Source organism: Phytomonospora endophytica, assembly GCF_014202425.1.
GTDB lineage: Bacteria > Actinomycetota > Actinomycetes > Mycobacteriales > Micromonosporaceae > Phytomonospora > Phytomonospora endophytica.
Genome location: NZ_JACHGT010000019.1, coordinates 165,929 through 185,310, shown reverse-complemented (window position 1 = coordinate 185,310; position 19,382 = coordinate 165,929). Strand labels below are relative to the sequence as shown.

17 protein-coding genes are annotated in these 19,382 nt (G+C 70.5%); 8 read left to right on the top strand and 9 right to left on the bottom strand.

The window, feature by feature from the left end; all coding sequences use genetic code 11:
* Positions 1-403: 403 nt before the first annotated feature.
* Positions 404-1,006: a CGNR zinc finger domain-containing protein gene (locus tag HNR73_RS34175; RefSeq protein ID WP_184792128.1), complete on the top strand. Its 603-nt coding sequence runs from the start codon at positions 404-406 to the stop codon at positions 1,004-1,006.
* Here the strand turns inward: HNR73_RS34175 and HNR73_RS34170 are convergent.
* Both HNR73_RS34170 and HNR73_RS34165 read right to left on the bottom strand, forming a co-directional pair.
* Positions 1,003-2,124, bottom strand: coding sequence for a hypothetical protein (locus HNR73_RS34170; RefSeq protein ID WP_184792126.1), 1,122 nt, complete (start codon positions 2,122-2,124; stop codon positions 1,003-1,005). The genes HNR73_RS34175 and HNR73_RS34170 overlap by 4 nt on opposite strands.
* Before the next feature lie 229 nt (positions 2,125-2,353).
* Entirely contained in the window at positions 2,354-3,283 is a 930-nt protein-coding gene (locus HNR73_RS34165) for a DedA family protein (protein ID WP_184792124.1), read from the bottom strand.
* A 212-nt stretch (positions 3,284-3,495) separates the two neighbouring features.
* Here HNR73_RS34165 and HNR73_RS34160 point away from each other — a divergent pair, with 212 nt between their 5' ends.
* From HNR73_RS34160 to HNR73_RS34150, 3 genes are read left to right on the top strand one after another with little or no spacing between them, the layout of a single operon-like run.
* Positions 3,496-4,323 (top strand): 3-hydroxyacyl-CoA dehydrogenase family protein, encoded by an 828-nt coding sequence (locus HNR73_RS34160; RefSeq protein ID WP_239121900.1) that lies wholly within the window; start codon positions 3,496-3,498, stop codon positions 4,321-4,323.
* Entirely contained in the window at positions 4,323-5,057 is a 735-nt protein-coding gene (locus HNR73_RS34155; RefSeq protein WP_373316580.1) for an enoyl-CoA hydratase/isomerase family protein, read from the top strand. The genes HNR73_RS34160 and HNR73_RS34155 overlap by 1 nt, the downstream gene beginning before the upstream one ends.
* 48 nt (positions 5,058-5,105) lie before the next feature.
* Positions 5,106-5,885: an SDR family oxidoreductase gene (locus HNR73_RS34150; protein WP_184792120.1), complete on the top strand. Its 780-nt coding sequence runs from the start codon at positions 5,106-5,108 to the stop codon at positions 5,883-5,885.
* 18 nt (positions 5,886-5,903) lie between these two features.
* On the opposite strand, the gene HNR73_RS34145 is transcribed toward HNR73_RS34150, so the two are convergent.
* From HNR73_RS34145 to HNR73_RS34130, 4 genes are all read right to left on the bottom strand, one after another.
* On the bottom strand, positions 5,904-6,485 hold the full coding sequence (locus HNR73_RS34145) for a DUF1707 SHOCT-like domain-containing protein (RefSeq protein ID WP_184792118.1): 582 nt from the start codon (positions 6,483-6,485) through the stop codon (positions 5,904-5,906).
* Between the two features lie 182 nt (positions 6,486-6,667).
* The gene (locus HNR73_RS34140) at positions 6,668-7,441 is read right to left on the bottom strand and encodes a DUF4097 family beta strand repeat-containing protein (RefSeq protein WP_184792116.1); all 774 of its coding nucleotides are present in this window, start codon (positions 7,439-7,441) and stop codon (positions 6,668-6,670) included.
* Between the two features lie 95 nt (positions 7,442-7,536).
* Positions 7,537-8,430, bottom strand: coding sequence for a carbohydrate kinase family protein (locus tag HNR73_RS41045; RefSeq protein WP_184792114.1), 894 nt, complete (start codon positions 8,428-8,430; stop codon positions 7,537-7,539).
* A complete protein-coding gene (locus HNR73_RS34130; RefSeq protein ID WP_184792112.1) occupies positions 8,427-8,933 on the bottom strand; it encodes a MarR family winged helix-turn-helix transcriptional regulator in 507 nt (168 codons plus the stop codon). Before HNR73_RS34130 ends, HNR73_RS41045 begins: the two co-directional genes overlap by 4 nt.
* A 133-nt stretch (positions 8,934-9,066) precedes the next feature.
* Here HNR73_RS34130 and HNR73_RS34125 point away from each other — a divergent pair, with 133 nt between their 5' ends.
* Complete coding sequence (locus tag HNR73_RS34125) at positions 9,067-9,708, top strand: FMN-dependent NADH-azoreductase (protein WP_184792110.1); 642 nt, start codon at positions 9,067-9,069, stop codon at positions 9,706-9,708.
* A gap of 103 nt (positions 9,709-9,811) precedes the next feature.
* Here the strand turns inward: HNR73_RS34125 and HNR73_RS34120 are convergent, their stop codons facing one another.
* The gene (locus HNR73_RS34120; protein ID WP_184792168.1) at positions 9,812-10,825 is read right to left on the bottom strand and encodes a magnesium and cobalt transport protein CorA; all 1,014 of its coding nucleotides are present in this window, start codon (positions 10,823-10,825) and stop codon (positions 9,812-9,814) included.
* A gap of 495 nt (positions 10,826-11,320) precedes the next feature.
* Between HNR73_RS34120 and HNR73_RS34115 the strand changes: the two genes are divergently transcribed.
* On the top strand, positions 11,321-11,743 hold the full coding sequence (locus HNR73_RS34115; protein ID WP_184792108.1) for a hypothetical protein: 423 nt from the start codon (positions 11,321-11,323) through the stop codon (positions 11,741-11,743).
* A 60-nt stretch (positions 11,744-11,803) separates the two neighbouring features.
* Positions 11,804-12,505, top strand: coding sequence for a hypothetical protein (locus HNR73_RS34110; protein WP_184792106.1), 702 nt, complete (start codon positions 11,804-11,806; stop codon positions 12,503-12,505).
* A gap of 30 nt (positions 12,506-12,535) precedes the next feature.
* Here the strand turns inward: HNR73_RS34110 and HNR73_RS34105 are convergent, their stop codons facing one another.
* On the bottom strand, positions 12,536-15,034 hold the full coding sequence (locus HNR73_RS34105; protein WP_184792104.1) for a polynucleotide kinase-phosphatase: 2,499 nt from the start codon (positions 15,032-15,034) through the stop codon (positions 12,536-12,538).
* The gene (locus HNR73_RS34100) at positions 15,031-16,440 is read right to left on the bottom strand and encodes a 3' terminal RNA ribose 2'-O-methyltransferase Hen1 (protein ID WP_184792102.1); all 1,410 of its coding nucleotides are present in this window, start codon (positions 16,438-16,440) and stop codon (positions 15,031-15,033) included. Before HNR73_RS34100 ends, HNR73_RS34105 begins: the two co-directional genes overlap by 4 nt.
* Positions 16,441-16,756: 316 nt before the next feature.
* On the opposite strand from HNR73_RS34100, the gene HNR73_RS34095 reads away from it, so the two are divergent.
* A complete protein-coding gene (locus HNR73_RS34095; RefSeq protein WP_184792100.1) occupies positions 16,757-18,823 on the top strand; it encodes a tetratricopeptide repeat protein in 2,067 nt (688 codons plus the stop codon).
* The last annotated feature ends 559 nt before the right edge of the window (positions 18,824-19,382 follow it).

The window sequence follows — 19,382 nt, the reverse complement described above, 5'->3', positions numbered from 1 at the left end:
TCTCCCCCCCCCCCCCCCCCCCGGGGGGGGGGGGGGTGCTGGGGGCCCCCCCCGGGGGGGGGGGCGGGCCCCCCCCCCCGGTCACGGCCCGAAACCACAGCCCCGGTCACACCCCGAAACCACAGCCCCCGGCACCCCCCACCCCCCCCCGGAGCTTGGCGTGGGTCTCGGCCCAAGGTCGAACCGCCCCCAAGGAAACAAACCCCTCGGCGCGAGAACGCCCCAGAAGGCCAGCCCGTCCCCCAGACCGTCCCCCAGCCCGTCCCCCAGACCGTCCCCACACCATGCGGGAGTGTCTTCGAGCCGCCGATGCTCCAGCCCGCCGGCCGGCGGGCTGCGCGCCCACGCCGGCCCCCCAGCCATAACCCCTTTAACCAGCAGCAACACCTACTATAGTGGTTACATGACCGTCGGCGCCAGACTCCTCACCAATCGCTGGGGCGAGAGCTTTCGCTTCGACCCCGGCAACCTCTGTCTCGAACTCCTGCTCACCGGCGGTCCGCCACCGTGGGACGTGTACGAGATCCTGACCGATCCGGCGGTCGTCGCCACCTGGGTGACCGAGTCGCGGCTCACCATCGGCAATCCCCTCGCCCCCGAGGACGTCCACCTCACCCCCGGCGACCTCGACCTGATCCGCGCCTTCCGTGACGTGATGTGGCGGGTCGCGCCCGTGATCGCTCAAGGGGGGGCACCGGCGCCCGAAGACCTGGAGCGCATCAACGCCGCCGTCGGGGATCCGCCGCACACGCGTCTCGACCCGCGCAGCGGTCTGCTGCGGTGGGCGGGGCCGGTGACGGGAGCGCAGATCGTGGCTGCGGCCGCGCGTGACGCCGTCGACATGATCGGCACCGACGCCCGCGAGCGCGTCCGTCAGTGCCAGGGCTCGAACTGCTCCCTGCTCTTCCTCGACACGTCGCGTCCGGGCAACCGGCGGTGGTGTTCCATGCAGCGCTGCGGGAACCGGCACAAGGTGAGCACCTACCGGAACCGGCGCCCGTCCTAAGACGTCTGCGTGTAAATGTCGTTGACCGTGCGTTCGACCATCTCGATGGTGCCCTCGCCGACGGCTTCACCGACGACCATGACGGTGTAGAACTCGTCGGGTTCATCCTCGGTCGCGAAGAAGTGGACCATCGACAGGCGGTAGGGGGCTTCGGGGCCCGACTTCTCGTACCAGGTGTCGTAGTCGACGCGGCTGCTCGTCTCGGTGCCCATCTCCAGGCGCGTCTGCTCGTCGCAGCGGCCCGGGCAGCGTTCGAGGGTGACGACGACCTCGGCGCCGGCGTCCTCGGGTTTCGCCGCGTCGGTGTTGCCGAACGTGCAGGTCGCCTGAATTTCGGCGTCGTCGCATTCCATGCGCTTGTCGACGCGCCAGGCGAGGGGCCAGCCGTCGGGTGCGTAGACCTCGGCCTCGCTCGCGTTCTCGGGAGTCCAGCTGCCGGTCGTCTCGGGGAGAAGCTTCGGCGGGAGATCGTCGTCGAGGGTCTCCTTCTCCGTCGGCTCGGCCGCGCCGGGCTCCTTACCGGGGCCGGCGTCGGCGTTGTTGGAGACCGTGTCCGGCTCCTGCGCGATCCACACCGCGAGGGCGCCGCCGCCGAAGACGATCAGCGCCAGGATCGCCACGACCGAGGCGATGAAGGGGGCACTGTTGCGCCTCGCGCGCCACACGCCGAGGGCGGCGGGAGGCGCCATCGCCGGCGACACCGGGGGCGGCACGACCGGGCCCGACACCGGCGCCTGCGGGCGCATCAGATGCTGCGGGATCGGCGCCGTGATCCGCTGCAGCGGACCCGTCGACGGGCCCATGCGCAGCAGCCAGTCCAGGACCCGCCCGATGCCGCGCAGACGCTCATCGTGGAGGGCGACGACGTACGGCTGCTCCGCCTCCAGCTCGATCGTCAGGATCGGGGCGTCGGCCGGTGTGTGCGTACTGTTCGCCCAGTTCACGGCATCGGCGAGCAGGCGGCGACGGCTGGGATCCTTCGAGGACGTCGTCCCCAGCGTGAGGATCTCCACCCGGCGGCCTTCGTCGTCGGTGCCCAGACAGATCTCGTAGGCACCCTCGACACGCTCGGTGGACACGTCGGCGAAGGGGCCGAGCGCGCGTCCTGTCGATGGCATTATGGTCTCCGCGGAACTCACCGGGATTTAACACGTGGCACGCCTAGTATCCACTGCCCGTGCCACCCGGGCCGGGGGCCCGGTGATGGTGCGGTCGTGGGGCGAGGCGCGTTGTCGAGTGTCCCTGTCGGGGGCGCGTTGTGGCCGTCTCCGCGACTCTACTTATGCGGGATTTAACACGTGGCACGCACAGTATCCACCGCCCGCGCCACGTCCCGTCTCGACCTCGCTAGCGCTGGCCGCCCCACGGCCCCTGCGGGGGCTGCTGCGGGTGCTGCGGGCGAGGCTGTTGCGGCTGGTACCCCCCACCCCCGTTGGCCGGCGGCTGGTACCCGCCACCCTGAACCGGCTGCTGGTACCCGCCCTGCCCCTCGTACCCGGCCCACGGGTCGTGCGGCGCCTGCGCGGCCGGGGCCTGCGCGACGGGCGCCTGGCCCACCACCGGCGTCCCATGCGCGAGTGCCGCCGCCTCTTCGGCCTTGACGGCCTTGCGGGCGCGGAAACCGCGGAACACCTCGATGAAGATCGGCAGCATCGAGATCAGCACGATCACCACGATCACGGGCAGCAGGTACTTGTCGATCGCCTCGGCCGGGATCGACCCGGCGAGGAAGTGCCCGGCCAGGATGATGCCGTCGGTCCACAGGATCCCGCCGACCACGTTCCACAGCAGGAAGGTCTTCGCGGGCATCTCCAGCATCCCGGCGACCGGGTTGAGGAAGGTCCGCACGATCGGGATGAACCGCGCCAGCACGACGGCCTTCGCGGGCCCGAACTTCTGGAAGTAGTACTCGGCCTTCTCGACGTACTCGGCCTTGAAGATCCTCGAATTCGGCCGGTCGAACATCTTGCGCCCGTACTTCGCGCCCAGGAAGTGCCCGAGCTGCGCGCCCGCGATCGCGCAGATCGGCGCGCCGATCAGCAGGATCGTCAGGGGGAGACGCGCGCCGATGGCGGCTTCGAGGACGTCGGTGGTCGCCACACCGGCCATGAAGAGCAGCGAGTCACCGGGCAGGAAGAACCCGATGAGCAGGCCGGTCTCGGCGAACATGATCGTCAGCACACCGATCCACCCGAACGTTTCGAGCCAGAACGTGGGATCGAGGGGGTTGAAAGAGGCGGTCTGGGACAGCGAGTGGAGCTGGGTGACGGTATCCATGGCAGGGGCAAGGTTACCGAACCGAAATCTCCATGGTCATGGTCAGTCGGTCGGGGCCGTCCGGTCCCACGGCGAGCCGCACGCCTGCGTCGCGTACCCGTTACCCTCAGCCCGTGACGTCCGCTACCCCGGCCCCCACCACGGCCTCCGCCGCCACCGCGGCGACGCCGCCGCCCGAGTCCTCCCCCCTCGTCGTGATCGGCGCCGGCACGATGGGCGCGGGCATCGCCTACGTCGCCGCGACCGCCGGCTACCCCGTCTTCGTCGTCGAACCCGACGACGCCCGCCGCGCCGGTGCCGCCGAGAACCTCCGCGCGACCTTCGACAAGGCCGTCGCGCGCGGCCGCGTCGGCTCGCCGGAGGCCGACGAGGCCTACGCCCGCCTGAGTTTCCTGCCCGCCCTCACCGAGGTGCCCGACGGCCCGCACCTGATCGTCGAGGCCGTCCCCGAGCGGCTCGACCTCAAACGCGCGGTGCTCGCCGAGGCCGCCGCGAAGAACCCGCGCGTCCTGGCCAGTAACACCTCGTCGATCCCGATCGGGTCCCTCGCCGAAGGCCTCCCGCGCCCGGCGGACTTCCTCGGGCTGCACTTCTTCAACCCGGTCTACGCGATGCCCCTGCTGGAGATCGTCACGGGCGCGGCGACGTCGGCGGAGACGCACCGCCTCGCCCTCGACTTCGCGCACACCCTCGGCAAGGACCCCATCTCCGTCGCCGACCACCCCGGCTTCGCGACCTCCCGCCTCGGCGTTGCCCTGGGCCTGGAGGCGATCCGCATGCTGGAGGACGGTGTCGCCTCGGCCGCCGACATCGACAAGGCCATGGTCCTGGGCTACCGGCACCCGATGGGGCCCCTCGAACTGACCGACGTCGTCGGCCTCGACGTCCGTCTCGACATCGCCCGCACTCTCCAGGCCGCCTACGGCGAGCGCTACGCGCCGCCGAAGCTCCTCGAAGACCTGGTCGCGGCCGGGAAACTCGGCAAGAAGACCGGTGCGGGCTTCCATCGCTGGACCCCCGACGGGCGGAGGGCGATCTGATGGCGGTGCGCATCGAGGAACGCGACGACCGGGTCGTGGCGACCCTCGACCGGCCGGAGCGGCGCAACGCCATCGACGCCGAGACCGTCGAGGAGCTGCACGCGCTGTGCGCGCGGCTGGAGCGCGACCCGAGGCTGCTGCTGCTCACCGGCGGCGACGAGGGGATCTTCGCGGCGGGCGCCGACATCGCGCAGCTGCGCGACCGTGACGCGGGCGACGCCCTGCGCGGCATCAACCAGTCGTTGTTCACGCGGATCCTGAAGCTCCCGCTGCCGACGGTCGCGGCCGTCGACGGTCCCGCCCTCGGCGGCGGCGCCGAGCTCGCCTACGCCTGTGACGTGCGGGTCTGCACCGACCGGGCCTTCTTCGGTCAGCCGGAGGTGCGGCTCGGCATCATCGCGGGGGCGGGCGCGACGTGGCGGCTGCCGAGGCTGGTGGGGGAGTCCCTGGCGAAGGAACTGCTGTTCACGGGCCGCCGCATGCCGGCCGAGGAGGCCCTGGCGGCGCGGCTGGTGTCGCGAGTCGTGGCGCCCGGGGCGCTGCTCGACACCGCCCACGCGATCCTCGACGACATGGCGAAGGCCTCGCCGATGGCGTTGCGGTTGACGAAGCTCGCCGTCGACGCCCCCGAAGGCGCCCACCCGAACGTCGAGCTGGCGGCTCAGGCGGTGCTCTTCGACAGCGCCGACAAGCGCGAGCGGATGACGGCCTTCCTGGAGAAGCGGGCGAAGTAAGGCGAAAACCAGGTGATCTTCGCAAAGGCTTCGGGAACACTCCCGGGCATGAAGAACACCGATTCGCGTCCCCTCGCCCTCGTCACCGGTGTCGGCCGCCGCGCCGGTATCGGCGCTGCCGTCGCCGACCGGCTCGCCGCGACCGGCTGGAACGTCGCCTTCACCTACTGGTCGCCCTACGACGACCGGATGGACTGGACGAGCGCCGACGCCGAGGCCCGCGAGGTGATCGGCACGGGCCTGACCGCGCACGGCGCCGCCTGGCACGCCGTCGAGGCGGACCTGACGCGCCCGGAGGCTCCCGGCGAGATCTTCGCCGAGGTCACCGGGGCGCTCGGGCCGGTCACGGCGCTGGTCATGGTGCACTGCGAGTCGGTCGACTCCTCCATCCGCGACACGAGCGTCGAGGCCTTCGACCGGCACTTCGCGGTCAACAGCCGCGCCACCTGGCTGCTCATCAAGGAGTACGCCGAACGCCACGAGGTCCCGCACGGCACCGGCCGCATCATCGCCTTCACCAGCGACCACACGGTCCACAACATGCCCTACGGCGCCAGCAAGGGCGCCCTCGACCGCATCACCCTCGCCGCCGCCGAGGAACTCCGCGAGCTCGGCGTCACCGCCAACGTCGTCAACCCCGGCCCCATCGACACCGGCTGGATGACGCCCGAACTACGCGACTGGGTCCTCGCCCGCACGCCCCTGGCCCGCGCCGGGCGCCCGGAGGACGCGGCGAACCTCGTCGGGTTCCTGTGCTCACCCGAGGGCGGCTGGATGAACGGGCAGCTCCTGGAGAGCAACGGGGGGTTCAGCCACGGGGTGGGGTGAGGCCGCGCATCCGGAGGCTCAGTACTCCCACCACAGGAACCGCTGCCGGTGCCGGATCGTCAGCGAGCTGCCGGTCAGCTCGCCGTTGATCCGGAAGTGCAGCGGGGTCGGCCCGAAACCGGCGTCGACCTTGTTCTTCGACGACGAGCCGCGCATGGTGACGCCGGTGTCGTCGGCGGTGGCGTGCCTGGGCAGGACGAGTGTCACCGAGCTGCCCTTGATCTGGACGTCGACGTCGACGACCGTGTGCGGGATAACCGCCTCGGTCATGTCGAGCTTGATGGAGGCGCCCCGGGAGCGGATCGTCATGCGCCGGGGGACGAGCCAGCGTCCGCCGCGTTTGAGCGCCGACCCGTCGGTGCGGACCTCCAGCGCCCCGGTCTCGGGGGCGGGCCGGTCGGGCGCGTCGAGGGCGGGCAGGTCGACGGTGACCGGTTCCAGGTCGCCGAAGGTGCGGGCGGCGTAGACGGCGTCGACGCGTTCGGCGAACTCGTCGAGGTCGAGTCGCCCCTCGGCGGTGCAGGCCTGGAGGTGCTCGATGACGCGTTCGCGGTCGGCGTTCGATATCCGCAGGTCACGTCGGGCCAGTTCACCGCTCACGGGTGCCCCCTAGTCGTCGGCTCTGCACGACATCTTAGTGACGTCACTGTGCTGGCGCCAGGGGCGGGTCGAGGACGTTTCACGAAAGACGCGCTGAGGGCGCCCCGCCGAAGCGGGGCGCCCTCGACGAAAACGACCGGCCCGGCGAACCCCTCCGACCGGGCCGGTCGTTCGTCAACCGGTCACGTGCTGCTGACCCGCACGTTCCCGGAGTCCACGTTCGCGTTGATCGCGTGGGTCGAGGCGTCGTTCCGGGTGACGTCGATGGTGCTCTCACCCGAGTCGACCTCGGTGGTGACCTTGTACCCGTCGGTGGAGGCGGGGACCTTGACGTCGATGTCGCCGGAGTCGGCCTCCATGTCGAGCAGGATCGGGGCCTCGGCGAAGGTGATGTCGATGTCGCCGGAGCTCAGGGAGAGGTTGACGTTGTCGGAGGTGATCTGGGAGGCGTCGAGGTTGCCCGAGGACATCGTCACGTTGACCGTGTTGCTCAGGCCGCTGAACTCCAGGTCGCCCGAATCGAGGGTCGCCTCGACGGTCCCGGTGACGTCGCGCAGCTTCCCGTTGCCCGAGTCGATGTCGAGCTTGACGCTCACGTCCGGCGGCACGGTGATCACGTAGTCGATCCCGCAGTTGCCGGTGCAGTCGCTGACGACCTTGAAGGTCGTGCCGTTCCAGGTCTCGTTGATCGTGGGCTTGGTGTTGTACCACTTGAGCGTCCGCTCGACCGTGACCTCACCGACGTTGCCCGGCTTGATCTCGACCTCGCCGGAATCCGACTCGACCTCGATCCGCGTGGCCGTCTGGCTGTAGGTCTGCGCCTGCGTCTCGGTCTGCTTCGGGCCGAAGCCGTTGGTGACCCCCCAGACGACGAGGCCGCCGGCGATCAGCAAGCCGAGCACGACGAGACCGATCAGAATGATCGCCCGGCTCGACTGGTCGTTGTTCTCCGCCATCGTCTTCTCCATGGGCTGGTGGCTTGGACTTGAGCCAACTTTATGGAGAAGCCGTGGTCTTTCCCATGGGTTGATCCCCCTAATCCGGAGGGGGGTTATCCCCCCGGAAGGGATCCGCCCAAAGTCGTAGCGTCGATGAACGCGCTGGCAGTGCCCTCGGACGTACAGGCGAACGCGCCACCGACCAGACCCGCGCGCACGCAGTCGTCGGTCTCGCCGCCGCGTGCCCTCGCCCACAGGAACGCCGCCACGAAGGAGTCGCCGGCCCCGTTGGAGTCCACGACCGGGCCCGGCGGATCGACCGCCGGGAAGTGGCGCGGGCCGTCGTCGTCGAGGACGTCGACACCCCGCGCGCCCGACGTCGCCACCACCACCGACGCGCGGCCCTCGTCGCGGATCGCGCGCATCACCTCGCCGCGGCGCTCGCCGAGGGCGACCGCCGACAGGAACACCAGATCGGCGCGCAGCGCGAAACGACGGTGGTAGGGGTTCACCCCGTCCCAGTCGTGCAGGTCCGTGGAGGTGGAGACGCCCGGGCCGACGTCGTCGAAGACGCCGGCGGCGTAGTCGGAGATGGTGACGTGGACGTGGCGGGCGCGTTCGACGTAGGGGAGATAGAAGTCGCGCGGCAGGTCGCGGCCGGGATGGCGCGGGTCGAAGAAGGACTGCCGCCGGCCGGTGGCGTCGACGAGGTTCACCGAGCGGGTCGTGCCCGCCGGGTTCGGCAGCCACGCGAAGTCGAGGCCCCGCCGGGCGTACTCGGCGCGCACGAGGGCGCCCTGGGTGTCCTCGCCGAGGAAGTCGATGAGGGTCGTGGCCATGCCCAGCGTGTGGCAGGCGAGCGCGACGGCGTTGCCGGTGTTGCCGACCCAGTCGCGGATGGGCGGGACGGGCACGCTGTCGGCGTAGGGGACCGGATGGGAGTCGACGCGGACGATCGTGTCCACGCCCGTGCCGCCGACGACGAGGACGTCGAGGCGTCCGGTCACATGCACGACCCGTGGAGCCCGCCGTCGCCGTCACCGAAGGCGAGGCGGCGCAGGACGTGCTGGAAGACGTTGCGTTCCTCGTCGGTGAACTCGTCGAGCATGGCGTTCTCGACGCCGTCGCGGCAGTCCTGGAGTGCGGCCTGCACCTCGCGGCCCTTCTCGGTGGCCTCGGGGACGCGGGCGCGCCGGTCGTGGGGGTCGACGGTGCGGACGATGAAGCCGTCGCGCTCCAGGCGGTCGAGGAGGGCGGTGAGGGTCGTCTTGTCGAGGGCGACCTCGTGGCTGATGGCGAGCTGGGTGCGCTTCTCCCCGCTGACCAGGGCGGCGAGCACGATCCAGTCGCGGAAGCCGGACAGGCCGTAGCCGCGGGCCTTCTCGTCGAGGTCGGTCTTGATGCGCTGGGCGGCGCGGTGGAGCAGCCAGGACAGGTCGCCGTTGGGGCTCGTGCGGTCGGGTTCGGGGCAGACCCGGGCCGCTTCGGCGGTGCCTCTGGTGACGGTCATGGGGCCAAGACTAGCGCAGGAAGTTCTAGGGTGATACATTCCGAACCGAGAACGTCTTGACTCGGAACATCTCAAGTCGTAAGTTCTGAGTTGAGATCACTACCCGTGAACCTGTGAAAGAGGGCAATCCCAGATGGCGACGCTGCTGCACATCGACTCCAGCATCAACGGCGAGAACTCCTTCTCCCGCAAGGTCACCGCCACCTATGCCGAGGAGTGGCGCAAGGCGAACCCCGACGGCACCTACATCTACCGCGACCTCGGCGCCGACCCGATCCCGCACATGACGGCGCTCGCCTACGGCGCGCAGAACACCGACCCGGCCGAGCACGACCCCGAGCAGGCGAAGGCGTGGGAGCTGACCGGGACGATCCACGCGGAGGTCGACGCCGCCGACGTGATCCTGCTCGGCGCGCCGATGTACAACTTCTCGATCCCCTCGACGCTGAAGGCGTGGCTGGACCGCATCGCCTCGCAGAAGTACGCCGCCGGGCCCGACGGCAGGAGCGCGCTGTCGGACAAGAAGCTCATCGTGGCGACCGCGCGCGGCGGCTCGTACGCGCCGGGCACCCCGCGCGAGTCCTTCGAGCACCAGGAGCCCTACCTGCGCAGCTTCTTCACTTTCCTCGGGCTGACCGACGACGTGCACTTCCTGCACACCGAGATGACGCTGTCGCACGTGGTTCCGGCGCTTGAGCAGTTCAAGCACATCTTCGAGGCGACCAGCGAGCAGGCCCACGGCCGCGCGCGCGAGCTGGCGGGGGCGGTGGGCTAGAGCGTGACGTCCGGGCCCGGGACGCCGGGCCCGGCGAGACGTGGGGAGGCGACGGGAAGGGCGGGCCGCGTGGTGGCCCGCCCTTTCGCATGGGTGCTGGCCCCTACAGCCAGTCGCGCCGTTTGAAGGTGACGAACAGTCCCGCGCACACCAGCAACATCAGCAGGATCGCGAAGGGATAACCCAGCTCCCAGTGCGTCTCGGGCATGACGTCGAAGTTCATGCCGTAGACGGTCCCGATCAGGGTCGGGGCGAACAGGATCGCCGCCCATGCCGAGATCTTCTTGACCTCCTCGTTCTGCGCGAGGCTGGCCTCGGTGAGCCGCTTCATCTCCTCGTTCTGCTGCTGGGCAACGAGGGTCGCGTTGACGTTGAGCACCGCCTGGAGCAGCTGCCGGAAACCGTCGAGCCGCTCGATGACGCGCACGAGGTGGTCCTGCACGTCGCGCAGCCGGCGCTGGAGTTCCTCGCCGACGCCGTACTTGGCGAAGCCCGCCGCCAACCGCACCAGCACCGTCGACAGTGGACGCGCGGCCCGCTGGAACTCCACGACCTGCCGCGACAGTTCGTAGATCCGCTGCGACACGCGCGGCTGGCCGCTGAAGACCTCCGCCTCGATCTCGTCGATGTCCTGTTCGAGACCGTCGACGACGGGCAGGTAGTCGTCGACGACCTGGTCGATGATCGCGTACAGGACCGCCTCGGGACCCTGGTCGAGCAGGCTCGGGTCGCGTTCGGCCCGGGCGCGGACCTTGCCGAGGTTCGGGGCGCCGCCGTGCCGCACGGTCAAGACGAAGTCCGGACCGGTGAACACGTGCAGCTCGCTGAACTCGACCTTCTCGGTGGAATCGACGTACCGCGCGGGCCGCAGCACGACGTAAAGGGTCTTGCCGTAACGCTCGATCTTGGGCCGCTGATGCGCTTTGAGCGCGTCCTCGACGGCCAGATCGTGCAGTTCGAACTCCCGCGCGAGCGAGGTCAGTTCGCGTACGTCGGGCTCGAAGAGCCCGATCCAGGCCAGGCCGTCCGACTCGCGGAGCAGCCGGTAGGTCTCCGCGAGCGACTCCGGGCGCGCCACGGGGCGCCCCGACTCGTACACGCAGTTGTCGACGATCATCACCACACGTCCTCCTTTGGGGGAGGGTGTGCGCACACAATGGTCACGGTGTGCCGGCCCACGCGCACGATCGCACCACCGGGCCGCACGGCGGAAAGCCGTGCCGTCACGGGGACGCGAAAAGAGCGCGGTGGGGCGCGTTCACACCACCGGGAAGATCTCGGTCACTCGCGCAGCCGCCCGCCGACGAGTCACGGCCTCTTTCAGATGAGGGCCGGAACGAAAGACGCGGCAAGCGGCCACCGGGTTCGACCAAGACTGCCACTGGCCATGTGCCGCTCACCTGCCTTCCTGTTCTTGTGGGTCGGCGCACCATTTGTGCGGACCGCCGAAAAGAGTAGCAAAGCGCACGCCGAGGGCGCTAACCGGCGCGCTCGGTCGTCCGGCCGGAATCGGCGGGCGGTTCGGTCGCAACCGCGACAGCCCGCTGGCGGGCCCGGCCCCGCAGCGGCTACTTTTGTGCCGCGCGTGACGACACCGACCTGGGGAGGCGCGATGGTGGAACGTGCCGTCTTCACGGGCTTCGCCGATCCCGTGAACCCGACCCGCGAAGAGGTCACGGCCTGGGCCTACGACCCGGTCGCGGGGATCCCGATCAGCCAGGACTGGGACCTGGTCGTCGCCGACGACGAGATCGCTCCCGCCCTGCTCGAACTCGCCTGCGACCCCGTCTGTCCCAAACGGACCTTCGCGCTGCACTGTCTCTACATCTACGCCGGCGACTCGGTGCGCACCGGCTTCCGCGCGCACCCGAAGCGCAAGGTGCTCAAGCTCCTCGAACTGGCCGCCGCCAGCGGCGACCCGTGGGTGAGCCTGTGGACGTACAACACCAAGGCGCTCATCGACAACCCGCGGCTGTTCGACTACGGCGACTGGTGCGACGGGGGACTGGCCCGCAGACCGCGCCGGATCGTCTAACCGGAGGACGTGCCGGGATCGGTTAGGGTGGCGAGTTCCCGATCCCGACGAGGTGCCGCCATGACCTATCCCGGCCCGCAGCAGCCGACCGGACCCGTTCCGCCGCAAGGGTTTCCGCCCCCGCCGCCGCAGGGCTTCCCACCGCCGTCCCCGCGTCGCAAGAGCCGGGCCGCGCTGTGGATCGCGATGGCGTCGGTGCTCGTCTTCGTCGTCCTCGTCGGCGGTGCCGCCGGGCTCTATGCGGCCGGGGTCATCGGTCCCGGCGACGACCCGGCGACGCCGCAGGAGCCGGTGAACCAGACCCACAAGTACGACGCCGAGGTCTGCGAGCGGATCGACCTGTCGGTCTACGAGCGTTTCGGGAAGCCGGACGGAGCGGTCTCCGCCGTGCCCAACGACACCGACACCGACGACTTCATCGGCTGCAACATCACCTTCAGCGGTGACGCCTTCGTCGGCGGGACCCTGATGATGACGCTGTGGTTCTACCAGAACCCCGAGTCCGCCATCGAGAAGATGGGCTACAGCGGGGTCGGGCCGCTCATGGACGAGGTCGAGGCCCTGCCCGCCGGGTCCTGGGACGAGGGCACCTGGGGATGGCGCCTGCAGAACGACGGTGAGGCCGTCGACGTCGATCTCGTCTCCCGGCACGCCAACCTCGTCGTCGAGGTCGTCTGGCACTGGACGGGTGAGGTGATCGCGCCCTCGATCCACCGGGACGCCGTCCTGGAGACCGCCGAGTCGGCGTTCGCCGTCGCGTGAGCGTGGGGGCGGTCGCCCGCCCCCACCACGTCACAGCCTCGGGTCCACGCCCTCCGACTCCAGCGCCAGGATCGCGAAGACCAGTTCGTGCACCCGCCACAGTGGTTCCCCGGCGGCGAGCCGGTCGAGGGCCTCCATGCCCAGCGCGTTCTCCCGGATCGCCAGGCCGCGTTTGCGGCCGAGATGCCGGTCGCGCAGGCGTTCGAGGTTGTCGGGGCGGGTGTAGTCGGGTCCGTAGATGATCCGCAGGTACTCCCGGCCGCGGCATTTTACGCCGGGCTGCGCGATGCGCCTTCCGTTGCGCACCAGGCCTTCCCACGGTTTGACGACCATGCCCTCACCGCCGGCGGCGGTCAGGTCGAGCCACCAGTCCGTCGCGGCCTCGACCTGCGCCTCGTCGTCGAGGGACACCGTCATCCGCCGCGTCGGCGTGAACAGCGCCGGGTCGGCGGCGACGAGCCGGTCGGCCATCGACAGGTGCCAGCCGTGGTCGCGGGCGTGGTGCGCGGCTCCTTCGCTCGCCAGCACGACGAAAGGCGCGAGGGTGACCTCGTCCCCACCGACGTAGGCGCGATAGGCGTCGCGGTAGGCGAAGGCGTTGTCGCGGCGTTCCCGCAGGCTCGCCAGGAGCTCCCCGGCGCCTTCGGCCCGGTCGGCGATCCCTCGCAGGACCTCGACGGCGGCCGGAAGCACGCCCGTCGCGGCGGCGCCGACGGCCGCGTACTGGCCGCGGATCAGGCCCATCGCCTTGGCGGACCAGGGAAGCAGCTCGCCGTCGAGCAGCAGCCAGTCCGACCTCAGTTCCTCGAAGAGCCCTTCGGCGGCCGACGCGACCCGCGTCAGCAGCGCGGAAGTCTCACCGGGACCGAAGAAGGAGCGCCCGGTGCGGGTATAGATCGCGCCTTTCGACGGGTCGTCGCGGTGGACGCGCACGACCGCGCGCGAACCCATGTGCTTCTCCTCGCACACGACTTTGACGACCCCGTCGCCCCGGTAGTCGGCGAAGGCCTCGGCCGGGTGCTCCAGGTAGCCCTCGCGCGTCGAGGTCGAGCACGGCGCCATCGTCGGCGGCAGCCACGGCACCCGCGCCGGTTCGAGCGCGAAACGGCTCATGACCTCAAGGGCCGCCGCGTTCTGCTCGGCCGGGATCGTGATGCGGCCGTAGCCGGTCTCGATGGTGCGGCGGCCGGTCACGTCGCCGAGGCCGAGCATGCCGCCGTCGTCGGCGGGACCGTCCACAGTGTTGTGCACAGGGAAAGGCTTGACCGGTTCGTAGTGCACGGCCGTCGCGGGCACCGACACCAGCTCGCGCTCGGGGTAGCGCAGCGCGGTCAGCCGCCCGCCGAACACCGCGCCGGTGTCGAGGCAGATGGTGTTGTTGACCCATTCCGGCACCGGCGTCGGGGTGTGGCCGTAGACGACCATCGCGCGGCCCCGGTACTCACGCGCCCACGGGTGGCGCACCGGCAGGCCGAACTCGTCGGTCTCACCGGTCGTCTCCCCGTACAGGCAGAAGGCCCGCACCCGCGCCGAAGCGCGCCCCTGGAGCCGCTCCTTGATCCCGGCGTGCGCGACGACGAGCCTCCCGCCGTCGAGCCGGACATGGCTGACCAGACCGTCGATGAACCGCACGACCTCGGCACGGAACTCGGGAGTCTCCCGATCGAGCTGCTCGATCGTCTCGGCGAGACCATGGGCCACCGTCACCTTGCGGCCCCGCAGATGTCGGGCGAGCTTGTCCTCGTGGTTCCCGGGCACGCACAGGGCCGTGCCCTCACCGACCATGCCCATCGCCAGGCGCAGCGCGCCCGGCGAGTCCGGTCCGCGGTCGACGAGGTCACCGACGAACACCGCCGTGCGCCCTTCGGGATGGGCGGCACCGACCGCGCGGCCCTCGTCGTCGAAACGCAGGACGTAACCGAGCTCGCCGAGCAGCGTGCGCAGTTCCTCGGCGCAGCCGTGGACGTCGCCGATGATGTCGAAGGGGCCGGTGAGGTGCGTCTTGTCCGTCCACAGTGGTTCGAGGGTGACGTGGGCGCCGTCGATGTCCTCGGCGGTGCTCAGCACGAAGACGCGCCGGAACCCCTCCTTGGCGAGGAATCGCAGGCTGCGCTTGAGGTCGCGCCGTTGCCGTTTGATGACGGGCCGCCCGAAGTCGCGATCGGGCCGCGCCTCGGTGCGTTCCCAGCAGGTGTCCTCGTCGACGTCGAGGACGATCGCGACGGGCAGGACGTGGTGCTCCTTGGCGAGTTTGAGGACCGCCGCGCGGGCGTGCGGCTGGGTGTTGGTGGCGTCGACGACGGTGAGGCGCTGAGCTTCGAGGCGTTTCGCGGCGACGTAGTAGAGCGCGTCGAAGGCCTCGGCGCTGACCGCCTGGTCGTTCTCGTCGCCCGACACCAGGAAACGGAAGTGGTCCCCGGACAGGACGTTGCCGGCGCCGAAGTGCTTCGCCGCGAAGGTGCTCTTGCCCGAGCCGGACACGCCGACGAGCGCGACGAGCGCCACCTCGGGGATCTTGATCTCGGTCATGCCGCCGCTCCCTTACTGAAGACCGCCATCTGGGTGGGCGAGCCGACCTCGCCGTCCTCGTCGCCGATCCCGGTGATCGCGACGTCGTATCCGTAGCGCGCGCCCTGCTCGGCGCACCACGCGGCGAAGGCCGCACGGTCCCACTCGAAGCGGTGGTCGTGGTGCCGGACGGCGCCGTCGGCCATGCCCTCGTAGCGGACGTTGTACTCGGCGTTCGGGGTCGTCATGACCACTGTGGACGGTGCGGCGTGGCCGAACACCGCGTGCGCCAGAGCGGGCAGGCGCGGCGGGTCGACGTGCTCGACGACCTCCATGAGGACGGCCGCGTCGAAGCCCTTGAGGCGGTCGTCGGTGTAGGTGAGGGCGGTCTGCACCAGCGTGATCCGCTCCCGTTCGAGGTCGCCGCGCCGTTCCAGCTTGAGCCGCCGTTCGGCGATCTCCAGGGCACGGGTCGACACGTCGGCGCCCAGGATCTCGCGGAAGGCGTGGTCGGCGAACAGATCCAGCAGCAGCGCCCCGCCGCCGCAGCCGAGGTCGGCGACCTTGACCGCGCCCTTCTCCTTGAGCACGGCGAGGATCGCCTCGCGCCGGCGTGCGGCCAGGGGCGTCTTCTGTTCGGCCGCGACGGGCAGCTCGGCGTCCTCATCGAGAACGTGCGCGCCGTCGTCCACAAGGGACTCGATCTCCTCGGCGAGCCGCGCCTTCGCCTCGTGCACCAGCGATCCTTTGCGCTTGAGGTAGCGCCGGGTGATCAGATCACGCGCCGGATGCGTGGCGAGCCAGCCCGCGCCGGCCCGGACGAGCTTGTCCACCTCGTCGGTTGAGATCCAGTAATGCTTGGCGTTGTCGAGCACGGGAAGCAGGACGTAGAGGTGACTCAAAGCCGCCGACAGGGTCAGCTCGCCGGTCAGAGTGAGGTCGGCGTAAGGTGCGTCGCCCCACTCGGGACGATCCGGGTCGAGCGGCAGCGGCTTCGCCTCCACGGCCCAGCCGAGGGGCGCGAAGAGCCGCTCGCACAGCTCGGGCGTGCCGCGCAGCACCGGGACCCGGACTTCGAGGGGCAGCGGCGTGCCGGTCAGCTCCGGGCGGTCCTTGGAGCGGCCGCCGAGAGCACTCCGGAAGACCTTGCCCAGCGCCACCGACAGCAGGCTCGACGCGGCATAGGGACGGTCGTTGACGTACTGGCCGAGAGTGAAGTCCTCGGCGATGTTCCGCCCGCGCGCCAAGCCCACCGGGTCGACGTCGAGGACGAGCGCGACGGTGCAGCGCTCGTCGTCGGCCCGTGGATAACCGACGTAGGCGGGCCCGGCCGAGGTCTCGAAACGCTGAAGGCGCCCGGGATGCTTGGCGAGGAGATAGCCGAGGTCGGTCGCGGGCCGGTGAGTCGTCGATATGGTGAGCAGCACCCGGTCATCGTGCCGGGTGCCGACCACATCGGCACCCCGGTTTCGGCGCGGCCGGAGTGGTGACGCGGTCGACACCGTCGGCATAGCCCGCAAAAAAGACCAAGCGGACATCACCCCGAGTGCGTTTACCACCGGTTCATGCCGGGTATGCCGATACCGCCTCCCCGCTAGGTAATCCATACGCCTGAAGAGGGTGGCATCGCCCGGACAAGTACGGCATCCTTGAGCATTAGGGCGGTAAAGGTCGACTGTGGACTCAGGACACGGCCGACGAAACGGAGATATCGGCGCGGTCGGAAGGCTTGGGGGCACGGCATTGGACAGAGCACCCGGCGCGCTCGTCCGCCACGGACGAAGCCCTGACGACGGACGATGGTTCGACCCGCACGACGCCGCCCGGCACTCACACGCCTGGCGCACGCCGATCCCGTGGCCCGTCCGCGTCGGCGTCCTCCCCGCCGAAGCCCGCTGCCACCAGCACCGCGCCGTGTCGGCCCCCCTCGACCAGCCGCGCGACTGGAACCGCGAAACCGCCACCACCGGCCCCGTGCACCTCGTCACCGGGCCCTCCGGCGTCGGCAAGACCCAGCTCGTCGCACACTACGTCCGCACCCTCTGGGACGCCGGCGACGTCGACCTGCTCATCTGGATCACCGCCGCCTCAAGGGAGGCGATTCTCTCCGCCTACGCCGAAGCCGCCGAGATCGCCGACCGCGGCAGCAGCGCCCTGCCCGGCGCCGAAGCCCGCGCCCGGCACTTCCTGAACTGGGCCCGCGACACCCACAAACGCTGGATCGTCGTCTTCGACGACCTCGCCGACGCCGCCCACCTCGAAGGCCTGTGGCCCACCGGCAACCCCAACGGGCGCGTGATCACCACGGCGACAACGGTTCCAGAACTCCCCGAGGCCCCCATCGCCATCGAACTCGGCGGATTCGGCGAAGTCGAGGCCTACGAGTTCCTCGCCACGAGCCTCCTCCACGAACCCGAACTCCTCGACGAGGCCGACCAACTCGCCGCCGACCTCGACCGCCTGCCCCTCGCCCTCGGCCAGGCCGCCGCCTACATCCGCGACCAGAGCATCACCTGCGCCGACTACCGCAAACGCCTCGCCAACGCCGACGTCACGCACGGCGTCGTCGGCGCCACCAGCGAACTGTGCGCGGAACTCGCCGACGACCTCGTCCCCGACTCCATCGCCCGGATGCTCCGCCACCTGCTCGCCTACCTCGACGGCCGTGGCTTCCCGGCCGCCGTGTGCGTACAGCCCGTCGTACTGCACCACCTCGGCCGTTTCGCGGGCCGCCCGGTGTCGGCGGGGGACGTCACGGGGGCGCTCGACCAGCTGCAACGGCTCGGACTGCTGACCCGCGACGCCGAGTTCGCCCAGATCGCCGGTCCCACAAGGGAAGCGGTCTTCGCCCGCATCCCGGCCGAGGCGCACTGGACGGTCGCGCACGTCGTCGCCGAGGCGCTCACGACCGCGTGGCCGCAAGGCGACCACGACGACGCACTCACCAGGTCGCTGCGGGACAACGCGACGGGCCTGCGCGAACGCGCGGGGGAGATGCTCTGGACGCCCGACTGCCACCTGCTCCTGCTTCGCCTCGGTGACAGCCTCGGGACCGCGGGCTTCGCCTCCGCGGCCACCGTCCACTTCGGAGAGATGGCCCGACTGGCGCTGAGGCATCTGGGCCCCGACCACCCACGGACACTGGCCAGCCGCTACCGGCACGCCGGATGGTGCGGAGAAGCCGGCGACCCCGCCGGTGCCGCCGAAGGATTCGCCCTGCTGCTCAACGACCGGTTGCGGACGCTCGGGCCGGACCACCCGGAAACCCTGGACGCCTGGACACAACTGGCGCTATGGCAGGCGCGCGGCGGAGACACCGACGGCGCCGTCGAGAACCTGACAGTGCTCTTCGAACAACACGCGCGAGTGTTCGGCGCCGAACACCTGGAGACACTGAAGGCCGGAGAGCGGCTCGCCGAGCTGCTCGGGAACGCACAGGGGCCGGACGCGGCCGTGCGAGTGCTGGCGCCGTTGGTCGTCGCGGCCTCGCGGACTTTGGGGCCACACCACCCCAACACACTCGCCGCACGACACGACCTGGCCAACTGGCACGGGCTGGGCGGCCACGCGGCCGCCGCCGTCGGGAGCCTGACGGCGTTGCTGGAACTGCGGGAACGCCTGCTCGGGGACGGGCACCCGGACACGCTGCTGACGAGGCACGACCTGCTGAATTGGCAGGGGGTTTCGGGGGGTTCCGCGCTCGCGGCGGAAGGGTACGCGGGGTTGGTGGCGGACGCGAAGTACGTGCTGGGCACCGGGCATCCGCAGACGGTGGCGGCTGGGGAGTGTTTGGGGTATTGGGGGGAGTAGGGGGCTGCGGTCGTTTCTGTTTGGCCGTAGTGTTCCCGGCCGTCGGTCGGGCTGTGGGTTCGGGGCGTTGCCGGGGGTGTGGGTTCGGGGTGTGACCGGGGCTGTGGTTTCGGGCCGTTGCCGGGGCTCTGCCCCGGACCCCGCAAAGGGGCTTCGCCCCCTTGACCCCCGGCCTCGCTCGGGAGACGGGGGGTGCCTTAGCGGTCTCCGGCCGGGTGGCCGGGGTGCGGGCTGAGGTTGTTCGGCACACGCCGTGTCTCCGTCTTTTTCGGCCGGTCAAGGGGACACGAAGAACCTGGGGCAATCAAGGGAAAGAGCGCCCTTGACAGCCCCAGAACCTTCGTGTTGCACCAATCCCTGGCCGAAGCGACGGAGACACAGGTTAGTGGTGGTGAGGGGTGTGTCGCGCTGCGCGCGACCCCGAGGCCGGTCCCCGAGGGTCACGGTCGTGTGGTGGGTAGTGCGTCCCGGCGAGCGCGGGAACACACCGTGAGGTCAACACCACCCGCGCTCGCTATGGCCCCTGCCGTCTCGGCACGTTCCCGCGCGCTCGCCCAGA